This is a genomic window from Pseudarthrobacter sp. fls2-241-R2A-168, assembly GCF_030209335.1.
Taxonomy (GTDB): domain Bacteria; phylum Actinomycetota; class Actinomycetes; order Actinomycetales; family Micrococcaceae; genus Arthrobacter.
In genome coordinates, this window is sequence record NZ_JARVSG010000035.1 from 78,852 (window position 1) to 93,804 (window position 14,953).

The window sequence follows — 14,953 nt, forward strand, 5'->3', positions numbered from 1 at the left end:
CGTTATCCGACGGACCCTTCCATCTGCAGTTCAATCAGGCGGTTCAGCTCAAGTGCGTACTCCATGGGGAGCTCGCGGGCAATCGGCTCGATGAAGCCGCGGACGATCATCGCCATGGCTTCGTCTTCGCGCATGCCGCGGGACATCAGGTAGAAGAGTTGCTCTTCGCTGACCCGGGAAACAGTTGCCTCGTGGCCCATCACAACGTCGTCCTCGCGGATGTCGATGTAGGGGTAGGTGTCCGAACGGCTGATGGTGTCCACCAGCAGCGCGTCACAACGGACCGTGTTGGCGGAATGCTTGGCGCCTTCGCGGACCTGGACCAGGCCGCGGTAGGCTGCACGGCCGCCGCCGCGGGCCACCGACTTGGAAATGATGGAGCTCTTGGTGTTCGGCGCGATGTGGACCATCTTGGAGCCGGTGTCCTGGTGCTGGCCTTCGCCGGCGAACGCGATGGACAGGGTCTCGCCCTTGGCGTGCTCACCCACGAGGTACACGGCCGGGTACTTCATGGTGACCTTGGAACCGATGTTGCCATCGACCCATTCCATGGTGGCGCCCTCTTCGCAGATGGCACGCTTGGTCACCAGGTTGTACACGTTGTTGGACCAGTTCTGGATGGTGGTGTAGCGGACGCGGGCGCCCTTCTTCACGATGATTTCCACAACTGCCGAGTGCAGGGAGTCCGAGGTGTAGATGGGCGCGGTGCAGCCTTCGATGTAGTGGACGTAGGAGTCCTCGTCGGCGATGATCAGCGTGCGCTCGAACTGGCCCATGTTTTCCGTGTTGATGCGGAAGTATGCCTGCAGCGGGATATCCACGTGGACGCCCTTGGGCACGTACACGAACGATCCGCCGGACCATACGGCCGTGTTCAGCGAGGCGAACTTGTTGTCGCCCACCGGGATGATGGTGCCGAAGTACTCCTGGAAGATCTCCGGGTGTTCCTTCAGGGCGGTGTCGGTGTCCAGGAAGATGACACCCTGCCTCTCAAGGTCCTCACGCAGCTGGTGGTAGACAACCTCGGACTCGTACTGGGCGGCGACACCGGAAACCAGGCGCTGCTTTTCGGCTTCGGGGATGCCCAGCTTGTCGTAGGTGTTCTTGATGTCCTCGGGGAGGTCCTCCCACGTGGCTGCCTGCTTCTCGGTGGAGCGGACAAAGTACTTGATGTTGTCGAAGTCGATGCCGGACAGGTCCGCGCCCCAGGTGGGCATGGGCTTGCGGTCAAAGTACTTCAGGCCCTTGAGGCGAAGGTCGAGCATCCATTCCGGTTCGCTCTTTTTCGCCGAAATGTCCCGGACTACCTCTTCGTTGAGCCCACGGCGTGCGTTGGCGCCGGCGTCGTTCTTGTCGGCCCATCCGTACTCGTAGGTGCCGATGCCGTGGAGCTCGGGATTCTTTTCCAGAATCTCCGAGATCACAGTGTTTTCGGCGACTGCTTTCTCTGATAGTTGGTCCGTCATCACGGCCTTTCTTGCTGATGGTTGTTTACTTCATTCAGGCTGGCGGGGGCTGCCGGGAGCCTTGTGGGCACCCGGGCAGACAGCCTGCCTGTAGGAATATGGGTGGTGCAGACGTGCCCGCCGCGGGCCAGCGTGGAGAGCCGGCGGACGTCCACGCCCACGAGCCTGGAAAAGACCTCGGTCTCCACATCGCAAAACACCGGGAACCGGGCAGCGAGCTGCTGGATGGGGCAGTGCCCCTGGCACAGCTGAACACTGGAAAGGGCGGCCGGGAGCGGCGCCTTGGCTTCGATGGAGGCTGCGGAGGCAACGAAATTATCGCGGCTCAGGGCCTCGGCCAGCGCTTTGGCGCGGTCTGCAATGTCCGGTCCGGCTTTGTCGATCTCCGGCGCGTAGCGGCGCTCCATGTCAGCGAAGCGCTCGACGGCGAAGGCCCGCACGGCGTCCGGGCCCGCCATTTTCTGGAGCTGCTGGAGGGCAAGTGCGGCGATATCGAGGTAGTCGTTGCCCAGGCTCGACTGACCTTGCGAGCTGAGGACATAACGGCGTGCGGGACGGCCTGCCCCTGCGCCGGCCCTGGCCACACGCTTGACTTCGATCACACCGGCACGGGACAAATGGTCCAGGTGCCGCCGCACGGCCGCAGGCGTGAAGCCCAGCAGGTCCCCGAGCTCGGCGGCGCTGACAGGTCCGTGCTCCAGGACGGCGGACAGGACCCGGTCCCTGGTGCGCTCATCGGCGTCAGCCACCGGACCGGTGGCCGGCCGGCCACGGTCTGCGGGAGCCTCGGAGGCTCCCTGCCCGGCAAAGGGCACAGCAGTAGCATTGCTCATGGAATACACAACACAATGTTGTCGTAATTTAGTCCCGCAATCCAGTAAGGACAGGCTGACCTGAGTGGGGCACCGGAGGCCGGCGGTAAATACTACATCCCGTAGAATACTCGGGTGCGATCCCCCCAATCCCCCGTTCTGTCCATCAGCGGGCTCATTAAGGATGTTGGCCCGCTTGCCAGCCTGGACGGAAAAATGCTCCGGGTGGTCAGCGGGGTCTCCCTCGTCGCCGAGCGCGGCCAGGTGACAGCACTGCTTGGCGCCAACGGCGCCGGAAAAACCACCACGCTCGAGTGTGCCCAGGGCCTCCAGAAGCGCAGCGGCGGCACCATTTCGCTCCTGGGGCAGGACCCTGCCTCGGCCGGGGCTGAGCTTCGCTCCCGCGTAGGTGTGATGCTCCAGGACGGCGGGCTGCCGCCGTCGTCCAGGCCCATTCCGCTGCTGCGGCATATCGCGGGACTCTACGAAACACCGTGGCCCGTGGAGGACCTCATCCAGCGTCTGGCCATCGATAGCTTCAGCCGCACCACCGTCCGGCGCCTGTCCGGGGGGCAGAAGCAGCGCCTCGCCCTCGCCGCCGCACTGATCGGCAGGCCGGAAGTACTGTTCCTTGACGAACCGAGCGCAGGCCTGGACCCGCAGTCCCGCCAGCTGGTGTTTGACCTGATCGCTGAACTCCGGGACGCGGGGATGGGGATCATCCTTACCACCCACCTCATGGACGACGCCCAGCGCCTGGCCGACTACGTCTACATCATTGATGGCGGCCGGAACGTCGCCGAGGGGACCGTCCAGGAACTGCTCCAGCGCAATCCCGGAGTGGAGGCCGGCGCGGAACACATCCGTACCCTGGAGTTCGAGGCAGCCCCGGGTTTGGATTTCGACGGCGTCCTCCCGGCCGGCATTGCCGTGTCCGAGGCCCGTGCAGGAAGCTACTCCGTCACAGGAAGCCTTACCCCGGCCCACCTCGCAGCCCTGGCACGGTGGTGGGAAGCGCATAACATCATGCCCGCTTCGATGAGCCTGCAGGCGCGTAGCCTTGAAGACGTCTTTCTGGATATCTCGGGAAAGGACATCCGATGAATGGGACCGCGTCCGGCGCTGCCGGTGCCGGCGCCGGTGCAAGCAATGCACCCATCGCCGCTTTGGGCGGAGTGGCAGGATCCCAGCGGCCTGCATCGTTGCTGCGGCGGGTGCTGCTGCAGGGCAAATACGAGGCCCTTGCCATGCTCCGCAACGGCGAGCAACTGATTCTGGCGGTAGTGTTGCCGCTCCTTGCATTGGTTGGCCTGACGGTGACGCCGTTCCTCGACGGGATGGGCGGCAGCCGCATAGATGTTGCCGTACCGGGCATACTGGCGCTGTGCGCCATGTCCACCGCCTTTACCGGCCAGGGCATCGCCACCGGGTTCGACCGCCGCTACGGCGTCCTCCGTTTCCTGTCCACCACGCCATTGGGCCGCGGTGGACTGATCGCCGGCAAGGCACTTTCAGTCCTGGCTGTGCTGTGCCTCCAGGTCGCCGTCGTCAGTGCAGTGGCTTTTGCGCTGGGCTGGCGGCCCGAGGCAGCCGGGTGGCTGCCCGGCCTGCTTCTCCTGGCCCTGGGTGCCGCTGCTTTCACCGCGCTCGGCCTGCTGGTGGCCGGGACGGTCCGGCCCGAAGCGACACTGGCCATCACCAACCTGCTGTGGATCCTCCTGGGCGCCTTGGGCGGAATTGTCATCCCGGCCGAACGGCTGCCCGCCGGCCCGCAGTCAGTGGTGCACTTCCTGCCCTCCGGCGCCCTGGGTGAATCCCTGCGTGGAGCTTTCCTCGGTGGCACGCTCAACGGCGCCGCCGCCCTTATCCTGCTGCTTTGGACGGTCATCGCCGGGGCAGCTGCCATCCGTTGGTTCAAGTGGAATTGAGATATCCGTGAGCACGGCGTCACGCCTCCCCCAGTTCGTCAACCGCCTGTCATCCCGGCTGCCGCGCACCGTGGACGTCAGGGTGCGGCGCCTTGCCGTTGCCTCGCTCATTGGGCAGACCCTCCTGGTGGTAACCGGCGGCGCGGTCCGCTTGACGGCATCAGGCCTGGGCTGCCCCACGTGGCCCCGCTGTACCGATAACTCCCTGGTGAACACCCCGGAAATGGGGATCCACGGGTTCATCGAATTCGGTAACCGGCTCCTGACCTTCGCCCTGGCGGCAGTGGCAGCCCTGATGCTGGTGTACCTGTGGAACCTCCGCAAGGAGCGGCGCGACCTCTTCCTGCTGGCCCTGGGCCTCCTGGCCAGCATCCCGGCGCAGGCCATCATCGGCGGCATCACGGTACTCACGAACCTCAATCCCTGGGTGGTGGGCCTGCACTTCCTGGTGTCCATGGCACTGGTGGTGTTCGCCACGCTGCTGGTCAACCGCGCTTTCGGCCGGACCGGACGTTTTGTGGCTGCCCGGCACCCGGCCCTGCCCGGGAGCATGCGGCCGGTGACGGCCGCCGTCGCACTTTTTTCCGCCATGGCCGTAATGCTTGGCGTGGTGGTCACCGGAGCGGGCCCGCACGCCGGCGACGCCGATGCTCCCCGCAACGGCCTGGACTGGGACCTGTTCTCCCACATCCATGCCGTGCCCGCGTACCTGGTGACAGCGGGAACCGTTGTGGCACTTGCGCTCGTGTTCCTGCGCCGGATCCGGGGCCCCTTCCGCACCGCCGTGATCGGGCTCCTCGGTGTGACAATCCTCCAGGCCATCATCGGCTTCACCCAGTACTACAACGGCATCCCGGCCCTCCTGGTGGCCGCCCACATGCTCGGCGCCGCGCTGCTGATGGTGGCCTCAACCAACGCCTGGGATCTCGCGAAAGCGAGCCCCGTGGAGTAGCTTCGTCCCGCAAAAGCAGTGCCCCCGGTTCGGTTCGAACCGGGGGCACTGCTGCGCTAACCGCAGATGTAAACCTTGCCTGTCACCGCATAAGCGTCGGGGCAGCAGCTTTTGCGGCCTGGGCGGGATCGAGGAACCGGATGCCGCCCCGTTCCACCAGCAGCACACGGGCCGTGGCGATGTCATAGAACAGGCCGGTCGCCTGCACCCTGCCGGCGGCGAGTTCAGGGCCAACCACAGGATGGCACTCCAGCTTGTGCAACTGGACGGCGACGTTCACCATGGCCAACTGGTCCACCTGGTTGTAGCCGGCAGCCTCCGCGGCCAGCGCCACGGGATGGTGGGCGAGTTCGCGGTAGCTGGGCCGTGCGTGGTTCAGCCACGCATCGAAGCCTGCGCCGAGCGGAGCGTTGCCGTTCCCCGCGGCGTCCTCGATCACTGCTTTCATCGCACCGCAGTTGGAATGCCCGCCGATGACGATCGAATGCACGTTGAGGCCCTTGACGGCGAAGGACAGGGCCGAGTCGATCGAGGCATCCTGGCCTTCGTGGCACACCACGTTGCCGATGTTCCGCAGGGTCAGGAGATCGCCCGGGCCGCTGCTGGTGATCAGGTTGGGGTTCACCCGGGAATCAACGCAGGCAACGAACAACGTGTCCGGGTCCTGGCCGTCCGCCAGGTCCTGGACCAGGGGCTTGACCTGGTCGGCGAAGCGCCGGTGGTATTTGTTGATCCCCGCCAGGAGGGATCCGAGCTGGCTGTCCGCCCCGCCGGCTGAATCAACGGCTCCATTCCCTGAGGGCCCGGCGGACTGCCATGAGGTCCTGGGCGGAAGCGGGAGTTCCCGGGCTTCCTGCCGCTGCGGGGTCCGGTGTGCCGCGTCCTGGAAGAGGGTGTTTCCGTGTTCTTCAAGGCGGACAGTGCCGCCGGCCGCTTCGTGCTGCTTCTGCCACGCGATCAGGGCTTCGCGGAAGGCGTGGTCTACATAGTCTGCGTTCAACTCCACCACAACGGCCGTTCCCGCGGGCACTGAGTGGAGCACGCGGTTCAGCCGCGGCAAGGCGAAGAAGCTGCAGGACCCGGCGATGGTGACCCGCCAGGGGTCCGACGGCGAGACGGGCTGGTGTGCGTGGATTCCCGCCCGGAGCACGCGCCACAGCACGCTGGCCGCGGCCAGTGCCAGCCCGATCATGACGCCTTCGAGGAGGTTCAGGAACACCACGCAAAGGAGGGTCACCACATAGATCAGGAGGTCGCCCGTGCGCAGGCTGGTGCGGACGTCGGCAACCTTAAGGAGGCGGGCACCAATGACCACCAGCAGGCCGGCCAGGACGGACAGCGGGATCAGCTGGATCAGTCCGGCGAAGATGGCTGAGAACGCGAGGACCCAGATGCCGTGGAGGACGGCAGAAGCACGGGTGGCGGCGCCGGCCTCGACGTTTGTGGCACTTCGGACAATCACGCCGGTCACCGGCAGGCCGCCCAGAGAACCGGAAACGATATTGGCCGCTCCCTGGCCCACGAGCTCACGGTTGAGGTTGGTACGAGCCCCCGTGTGCATCTTGTCGACGGCAACCGCGGAAAGCAGCGATTCGATGCTGGCGATCAGGGCCATGGAGATGACGGCGAAGACGACGGCACGCCAGTTGCCCTCCGGCAGCTGCGGCAACGCCACGGCGTCGAAAATGGAGCCTTCAAAGGAGATGCGCTGCACGGCCGGGGCGAAAGCAACTGAAAGCGCGGTGCCGGCAGCGACGGCGGCCAATGGCCCGGGAACGCGGCGGACTGCGGCGGGAAGGTACTTCCAGCCCAGCAGGATGCCGACAACGGTGAGCCCCAGCAGGGCTGCGTGCAGTTCGACGTTGGTAATGGCCGCAGGCAGCGCACCCAGGTTTTCCAGCGCTGAGCCGGCCGGTTCGGCGCCCAGCAGGACCTGGATCTGCTGCAGGATGATGGTGATGCCGATGCCGGCGAGCATCGCCTTCACCACCACGGGCGAGACGGCCAGCGCGGCACGTCCCACGCGGCTGATGCCCAGCAGCAGCTGGACGACGCCGGCTGCAGCGGTGATGGCGCAGGTCACCTGCCAGCCGAACTCCTGGACCAGTCCGGCCACAACGACGGTGAGCCCGGCAGCGGGTCCGCTGACCTGGAGCGGGGATCCGCCCAGGCTGCCGGCAATGATGCCGCCGATGGCGGCTGCGATCAGCCCCGCCATGATGGGCGCCCCGGATGCTGCGGCTATGCCGAGGGAAAGTGGAAGGGCAACAAGGAACACCACCAAAGAGGCCGGGATATCGCTGCCGAGATGCTTGAGGAAGCCCGGCCGCCGGAATCTGCTGGTGCTCCTTCCTGCGGCTGGCGGGCTGTGGACCGCAGTGGGGACGGTGGATGGATCGGGCGCCTGTGCCATGGATTTTCCTTTGCTCGCGGGCAGGATCCATCCAAGGGTAAGCACGGAGTCACGCGGACTGACAGGAAACGTGACGGATATGACAAGTCAGTCACATCATGGTCTTAGCTGCGGAACCTTTTCTCGGCCGCGCCCGTTATTAGCCCGCCAGCCGGTAGACGGACACATGGCTGCGGGAGTCGGCTGTGAATTCGCTCCGGTCCCAGTCGGCCCACCGGGATTCCAGCTCGAGTCCCGCCAGCCGTGCCATCAGGTCGAGCTCTGCGGGCCAGATATAGCGGTGGGGTGTCCGGTCGATTCGCGCAATACGCCCGGCCCCCAGTTCAGGGCCGAACTGCACGTGGTGGGATGTCACGTGCTGCCGGAGCACGTCATAGGTGTCCACCAGCAAATAGCCTGGCTGGCTCACCTCGACAGTCCCGCCGTGCCCGGGCGGAAGCGACCGCAGTTGGGGCACCCAGAGCTCAATGACAAAGCGTCCGCCAGGTGCGAGGTGAAGTGCGGCGTTGCGGAAACACTGGACCTGCTCGTCCTGGGTCAGGAGGTTGGAGATGGTGTTGAACACCAGGAACACCAGCGAAAAGTTGTTCCCGGCCGATGCGTCGGTCATGTCACCCTGAACCACCGGAATGCGGCGCTCATCCGCCTTCCCGCGGAGGCCGGCGATCATTGCATGCGACAGTTCGATGCCGGTGACCTGGACCCCTGCCTCGGACAGGGGGATGGCAACCCGACCCGTGCCGATGGCGAATTCGAGGGCAGGACCGGAACCGGCAAGCTGTGACAGGACCTCCACCGTGGGGCCCAGTACCTCCGGGGAGAACATTCCCACTCCGGGCGTATCGTACCGGGCGGCAGCGTCGGCATCCCAAAGTTCTTGTTGGTTGATCACCCCGCCACTATTGCACCTGCCACGCCGGCCCACCAGCGGCAACGCGGCCGGTGTGCAGGGGGACAGCGGCAGTGACGAGTGACGCGGACTAGCCGGCCATGACCGCCTGGCCGATGAACGGGTCAACCGCCAAGGCGATGAAGAGCAGGGTGAGGTAGCTGATGGAACCGTGGAAGACCTTCATGGCGCGCTTGTCCGAGATATCCTCGCGCTGGGCCCGGTTATAGAGGGAGTGTGATTCGTACAGGAACCAGGCGCCGGCCAGGACAGCCGTGACGGTGTAGACCCAGCCCGCCCCGCCGGCGGGAACCATGAGCAGCGAGCATGCAACCATGGCCCATGCGTAGAGGACCACCTGGACCGAAACCACCTTGGCGCCGGCGATGGCGCCAAGCATGGGGACGTTGGCGTTGCGGTAGTCCTCGCCGTAACGCATGGACAGCGGCCAGTAATGCGGCGGTGTCCAGAGGAAGATCACCATAAAGAGGATCACGGCGGGCCATTCCACCGAGTTGGTGACAGCGGCCCAGGCGATCAGGACGGGGAAGCAGCCGGCGGCGCCGCCCCACACGATGTTCTGCGCGGTGCGCCGCTTGAGGATGATCGTGTAGATCACCACGTAGAAGAAGATGGCGCCCAGTCCGAGCCAGGCGGACAGCGGGTTGGCCCCGAACCACAGGATGGCGATGGCGGCCGCGCCGAGGAGCCACGAGAAGACCAGGGCTTCACGCGGAGTGACCTCACCGGTAACCAGCGGCCGGTTCTCGGTGCGGTGCATCAGTTTGTCGATGTCGCGGTCGATGTAGCAGTTGAAGGCTCCTGCGCTGCCTGCTGCAAACGCACCGCCCACCAATGTGGCCAGTATCAGCCCAATGGACGGAAAGCCGCGTTCGGCATAGATCATGGTGGGCAGTGTGCTGACGAGCAGCAGCTCAATCACGCGGGGCTTGGTGAGGGCGAGATACGCCTTTGCTTTACGGGCAATCCCGGCGCTTGTCCGGGATGCGTTCAGCGGCGTATCTGTTGTGCTCACGGTGGCAGTCACCCGTTCTGTTGGCAGTTCTGTCTGGCTGTCCAGCTGTGTCATGCGGCCCTGCCCGTCCGGGCGCCGGCGGAACCGTTATCAGGTGATCCGCGCGCCGGGGCCGGGAGTCCCCGGGCGGCCACAAAGGTCTGCAACCCGGCGCTGGCCTCCAAATATCATACCGTGCCGCTCCCCTCCCAACGGTCCCTCATGCAGCCGCGGCAATCGTCCCGGAATTGGTGCTGGTGATTGCGCGCGCACCGATTCGAGCAGATTAACTCAACCTCACTTCAGGGGGGTTCAAATAAGCGGAAATTGCGTCCACAACGTGAGATTTGGGCCGCCCGGAGAATGGAATGGAGCTAAGCTGTCAAACAGATCAGCACGCAGCAGGAAGCGGTGGAAAACGCATTCCCAGTTGGCCAGTGGCTGAGTGAAAGATCAACGTTTCGATGGTGAACGGCTGGTACACACCGCAGCGGGCGCCACGCGGCGCGCGTTCAAACGGACCCGGTGTGCCGCCTGCCATCAGCACAGAGAGGGGCCCGGTTTTCGTGCCACATTTGGAAGAGCAAGAACTGTCTTGGACCAACCTGGACCAGCGCGCGGTGGATACCATCCGCGTCCTGGCTGCGGATGCGGTGGAGAAGGTGGGCAACGGACACCCCGGAACGGCCATGAGCCTGGCGCCGGCCGCATACCTTCTCTTCCAGAAGCTGATGCGCCACGATCCCCGCAACCCCGAGTGGCTGGGCCGTGACCGTTTCGTCCTGTCACCCGGCCACACCTCACTCACCCTTTACATCCAGCTGTTCCTTTCCGGTTACGGCCTGGAACTGAAGGACCTTGAGGCGCTCCGTACCTGGGGTTCACTGACCCCGGGCCACCCGGAGTACAAGCACACCGCCGGTGTGGAAATCACCACGGGCCCGCTGGGCCAGGGCCTTGCGTCCTCTGTTGGCTTCGCGTACTCCCAGCGCCGCCAGCGCGGCCTGTTCGATGCCGACGCCGCCCCGGGGACCAGCCCGTTCGACCACACCATCTGGGTGATCGCTTCCGACGGCGACCTGCAGGAAGGCGTCACGTCCGAGGCGTCCTCGCTGGCCGGCCACCAGGAACTGGGCAACCTCGTTGTTGTCTACGACGAGAACCACATCTCCATCGAGGACGATACCGACATCGCCTTCACCGAAGATGTCCTGAAGCGCTACGAGGCCTACGGCTGGCACGTCCAGCGCGTGGACTGGACCAAGACCGGCGAATACAAGGAAGACGTGCAGGAGCTCTACTCCGCGCTCCTGGCCGCCAAGGCTGAAACCTCCAAGCCCTCCATCGTCTCGCTGCGCACCATCATCGGCTACCCGGCCCCCAAGAAGCAGAACACCGGCAAGATCCACGGCTCTGCCCTCGGTGCCGAGGAAGTCGCAGCACTCAAGGAGGTCCTGGGCTTCGACCCGGCCAAGTCCTTCGACGTGGACCAGGACGTCCTGGCCCACGCCCGCGCCGTGGTGGACCGCGGTGCCGCCGCCCGCAAGGAATGGGAAGAGTCCTTCAACGCCTGGCAGGCAGCCAACCCCGAAGGGGCGGCCCTGCTGCAGCGCATCGAGGCCAAGGAACTTCCCGAAGACCTGGACTCCGCCCTTCCGGTCTTCCCGGCCGGCAAGGACGTCTCCACCCGCGCCGCATCCGGCAAGGTCCTGAACGCACTGGGCCCCGTCCTGCCCGAACTGTGGGGCGGTTCCGCGGACCTCGCGGAGTCGAACAACACCACGATCGAGGGTTCGCCGTCGTTCGTTCCCGCCTCGAAGCAGACGGACGCCTGGAAGGGCAACCCCTACGGCCGGGTCCTGCACTTCGGCATCCGTGAGCACGCCGCGGCGTCGATCGTGAACGGCATCAGCCTGCACGGCCGCACGCGTGCCTTCTCGGGCACGTTCCTGATCTTCAGTGACTACCAGCGCCCGGCCATCCGCCTTGGCGCCCTGATGGGTGTTCCGTCCCTGTATGTCTGGACGCACGACTCCATCGGCCTGGGCGAAGACGGCCCCACCCACCAGCCGGTGGAACAGCTCGCCTCGCTGCGCGCTATCGTGGGCCTGGACGTGGTCCGCCCCGGTGACGCCAACGAAGTGGCTGTTGCCTGGAAGACGATGCTGGAAAACCACAGCAACCCCGCCGGCATCGTGCTGACCCGCCAGAACATCCCCACCTGGGAGCGCGGCGAGGGCGCAGCCGACGGCGACACGTTCGGTTCCGTTGCCGGCGTGGCCAAAGGCGGTTACGTCCTGGCCGAAGCGGCCAAGGACGGCGCCACCGTCCCGGCCGACGTGATCCTGATCGCCACGGGTTCCGAGGTCCAGCTGGCCGTCCAGGCCCGCGAAGCCCTGCAGGCCGAGGGGATCGCCGCCCGTGTTGTGTCCATGCCGTGCGTGGAATGGTTCAACAAGCAGGACGCCGCCTACCGCGAGTCAGTGCTGCCCGCCGCCGTCAAGGCACGCGTGTCCGTTGAAGCAGGACTGGCCCTGGGCTGGAAGGAATTCGTCGGTGACGCCGGCCGTTCCGTCAGCCTTGAGCACTACGGCGCTTCCGCCGACTACAAGCGCCTCTTCCAGGAGTTCGGCATCACCGCGGAAGCAGTTGCCGCCGCTGCCAAGGACTCCCTCGCAGGCCTGCAGGCCTAACAACCAATTTCTGAGGAGAAAAACATCATGACTACTCCCACACAGCAGCTCTCCGAAGCCGGAGTTTCCATCTGGCTCGATGACCTTTCCCGCGGACGCCTCGAAACCGGCACCCTGGCCAAGCTCATCGAAGAGAAGAACGTGGTTGGTGTGACCACCAACCCGTCCATCTTCCACGCCGCCATCACCTCCGGCACGGACTACGACGCCACCATCGCCGCCCAGGCAGCAGCCGGGGCCAGCGTCGAGGACACCATCTTCGAAATCACCACCACCGACGTCGCCGACGCCTGCGACCTCTTCGCTCCCGTGGCAGCAGCCACCAAGGGTGTTGACGGCCGCGTGTCCATCGAAGTTGACCCGCGCCTGGCCTGGGACACCGCCGGCACCATCGCCGAAGCCAAGCACCTGTACAAGAAGGTCAACAAGGACAACGTCCACATCAAGATCCCGGCCACGCTTGAGGGCCTTGAGGCGATCACCGCAACCCTGGCCGAGGGCATCAGCGTCAACGTGACACTGATCTTCTCGCTGGAGCGCTACCGCGCCGTCATCAACGCCTTCCAGGCCGGCCTGGAGCAGGCCAAGGAAAACGGCCACGATCTCTCCAAGATCCACTCCGTGGCGTCCTTCTTCGTCTCCCGCGTGGACACCGAGATCGACAAGCGCCTTGACGCCATCGGCACCGATGAAGCCAAGGCCCTCAAGGGCAAGGCCGGCGTGGCCAACGCCCGCCTCGCCTACCAGGTCTACGAAGAACTCTTCTCCACCGAACGCTGGGCCCTGCTGGCCGAAGCCGGCGCGCTCCCCCAGCGCCCGCTGTGGGCCTCCACCGGTGTCAAGGACCCGGCCTACCCGGACACCCTCTACGTCACCGAGCTCGTTGCTCCCGGCGTGGTGAACACCATGCCCGAGAAGACGCTGGACGCCACCTTCGACCACGGCGTGGTCACCGGTGATACCGTCACCGGCACTTACGATGAAGCCAACGCAACCCTCGACGCGCTCGAGAAGCTCGGCATCTCCTACAACGACGTCGTCGCAATCCTCGAATCCGAAGGCCTGGACAAGTTCGTGGCCAGCTGGAAGGAACTGCTCGGCGACGTCGAGGGCGCCCTCGCCTCTGCACGGAAGGCCTCCTAACCAACAATGAGCACACTCAGCTACGAAGCCACCGGTGCCGCACAGCAGGCACTCGAACAGCACCTTCCCGCCCTGGTGGAGGACCGGATCGCCACCCGGATTTTCGCGAAGGACCATACCCTGTGGGGTCCCGACGCCGAATCCGAGTCGGCCATCCGACTCGGCTGGGTTGAGGCGGCCAGCGTCTCGCAGCCGCTGGTGAACGAGATCCTGGAACTGCGTGACGCCCTCCGGGCCGAGGGGGTGACCCGCATTGTGCTTTGCGGCATGGGCGGATCGTCGCTGGCTCCGGAGGTCATCGCCGGCACCGCCGGCGTCGAGCTGACTGTGCTGGACAGCACGGACCCGGACCAGGTCCGTGCTGCCCTGGCGGACCGGCTGGAAGAGACCGCCATAGTGGTCTCCTCCAAGTCCGGTTCCACCGTCGAGACTGATTCCCAGCGGAGGGTCTTCGAGAAGGCGTTCAACGACGCCGGCATCGACGCCCCGAGCCGGATCATCATCGTCACCGATCCGGGCTCCCCGCTGGACAAGGCCTCCCGCGAGGCCGGCTACCGGGCCGTCTTCAACGCCGACCCCAACGTGGGCGGCCGCTTCTCCGCACTGACCGCGTTCGGCCTGGTGCCTTCGGGCCTGGCCGGCGTGGACATCCAGGCCTTCCTGGACGAGGCCGAGGAAGCAGCCGAGGTCCTCAACGAGGATGCTCCCGAGAACATCGGCCTGGCACTGGGGACCGCGCTGGGCGGGACCAGCCCGCTGCGCAACAAGATCGTCATCGCCGAGGACGGTTCGGGCATAGTGGGCTTCGCCGACTGGGCCGAGCAGCTGATCGCCGAGTCCACGGGCAAGCTCGGCACCGGTGTCCTGCCGGTGGTGGCTGGTCCCAACTCGCCGGAGGTGACCACGGGCGCCGATGACGTGCTGGTGGTGCGCCTGGTGGCCGCGGATGCCGACGTCGAACTCGGTGAGAACCAGGTTGCCATCGCCGGCGGGCTCGCCGCCCAGATGATGGTCTGGGAGTTTGCCACGGCCGTGGCCGGGCGCCTGCTGGGGATCAACCCGTTCGACCAGCCGGACGTGGAGGCCGCCAAGGTAGCCGCCCGCGGCCTGCTGGACGCACAGCCGGAGCCCACGCCGGCAGCCTTCGTTGACGGTGCCATCGAGGTTCGTGGCGGCGAGTGGCTCGGCAATGCTTCCACTGCGGAGGGTGCCGTCAAGGCGCTGCTGGATACGCTCGAGGCGGACAGCTACCTCAGTGTCCAGGCCTACTTTGACCGTCTGGCATTCGCGGAGCTGGAAGGTGTACGCGACGAACTCGCTGCCGTCACTGGACGTCCCGTGACGTTCGGCTGGGGCCCCCGGTTCCTGCACTCCACCGGCCAGTTCCACAAAGGCGGTCCGGCGATCGGTGTATTCCTGCAGGTCACCGCTGCTGCGGCGGAGGACCTTGCCATCCCGGAACGTCCCTTCACCTTCGGGGAACTGATTGCCGCGCAGGCCGCGGGCGATGCCCAGGTCCTCAGCGAGCACGGACGTCCCGTGCTTCGCCTGCACCTGACGAACCGGGCAGCCGGTGTGGCACAGTTGCAGGACATCATTGCTGCGCTGTCCGCCAGGTCAGCCTCCGTCACCGAAAGCTAAG

11 protein-coding genes are annotated in these 14,953 nt (G+C 65.8%); 6 read left to right on the plus strand and 5 right to left on the minus strand.

The annotated features are described in order from the left end of the window. Positions 1-2: 2 nt before the first annotated feature. Entirely contained in the window at positions 3-1,466 is a 1,464-nt protein-coding gene (gene sufB / locus QRN11_RS17625) for a Fe-S cluster assembly protein SufB (RefSeq protein ID WP_091418785.1), read from the minus strand. Then, complete coding sequence (locus QRN11_RS17630; protein WP_091418939.1) at positions 1,466-2,299, minus strand: helix-turn-helix transcriptional regulator; 834 nt, start codon at positions 2,297-2,299, stop codon at positions 1,466-1,468. Before QRN11_RS17630 ends, sufB begins: the two co-directional genes overlap by 1 nt. Positions 2,300-2,413: 114 nt before the next feature. On the opposite strand from QRN11_RS17630, the gene QRN11_RS17635 reads away from it, so the two are divergent. The 3 genes from QRN11_RS17635 to QRN11_RS17645 are packed head-to-tail and all read left to right on the plus strand — an operon-like array spanning position 2,414 to position 5,158. Further along, positions 2,414-3,382 (plus strand): ABC transporter ATP-binding protein, encoded by a 969-nt coding sequence (locus QRN11_RS17635; RefSeq protein ID WP_285313830.1) that lies wholly within the window; start codon positions 2,414-2,416, stop codon positions 3,380-3,382. Further along, complete coding sequence (locus QRN11_RS17640; RefSeq protein ID WP_502935048.1) at positions 3,379-4,206, plus strand: ABC transporter permease; 828 nt, start codon at positions 3,379-3,381, stop codon at positions 4,204-4,206. Before QRN11_RS17635 ends, QRN11_RS17640 begins: the two co-directional genes overlap by 4 nt. Positions 4,207-4,213: 7 nt before the next feature. Continuing rightward, complete coding sequence (locus QRN11_RS17645; RefSeq protein WP_285313831.1) at positions 4,214-5,158, plus strand: COX15/CtaA family protein; 945 nt, start codon at positions 4,214-4,216, stop codon at positions 5,156-5,158. Positions 5,159-5,240: 82 nt separating this feature from the next. On the opposite strand, the gene QRN11_RS17650 is transcribed toward QRN11_RS17645, so the two are convergent. From QRN11_RS17650 to QRN11_RS17660, 3 genes are all read right to left on the minus strand, one after another. After that, positions 5,241-7,571, minus strand: a complete 2,331-nt coding sequence (locus tag QRN11_RS17650; protein WP_285313832.1) for a SulP family inorganic anion transporter — start codon at positions 7,569-7,571, stop codon at positions 5,241-5,243. Between the two features lie 139 nt (positions 7,572-7,710). Beyond that, positions 7,711-8,463, minus strand: a complete 753-nt coding sequence (locus QRN11_RS17655) for a class I SAM-dependent methyltransferase (protein ID WP_285313833.1) — start codon at positions 8,461-8,463, stop codon at positions 7,711-7,713. An 88-nt stretch (positions 8,464-8,551) separates the two neighbouring features. Next, on the minus strand, positions 8,552-9,508 hold the full coding sequence (locus QRN11_RS17660; protein WP_091418936.1) for a heme o synthase: 957 nt from the start codon (positions 9,506-9,508) through the stop codon (positions 8,552-8,554). A gap of 542 nt (positions 9,509-10,050) precedes the next feature. Between QRN11_RS17660 and tkt the strand changes: the two genes are divergently transcribed. Genes tkt through QRN11_RS17675 form a run of 3 tightly spaced genes read left to right on the plus strand, consistent with a single transcriptional unit; the run spans position 10,051 to position 14,952 of the window. Next, entirely contained in the window at positions 10,051-12,168 is a 2,118-nt protein-coding gene (gene tkt / locus QRN11_RS17665) for a transketolase (RefSeq protein WP_285314021.1), read from the plus strand. A gap of 27 nt (positions 12,169-12,195) precedes the next feature. Next, positions 12,196-13,311, plus strand: a complete 1,116-nt coding sequence (tal, locus tag QRN11_RS17670) for a transaldolase (RefSeq protein WP_285313834.1) — start codon at positions 12,196-12,198, stop codon at positions 13,309-13,311. Between the two features lie 6 nt (positions 13,312-13,317). After that, positions 13,318-14,952 carry a phosphoglucose isomerase-related protein gene (locus QRN11_RS17675; RefSeq protein ID WP_285313835.1) on the plus strand — a complete coding sequence of 545 codons (1,635 nt, stop codon included), beginning with the start codon at positions 13,318-13,320 and terminating at the stop codon, positions 14,950-14,952. Position 14,953: the final 1 nt, after the last annotated feature.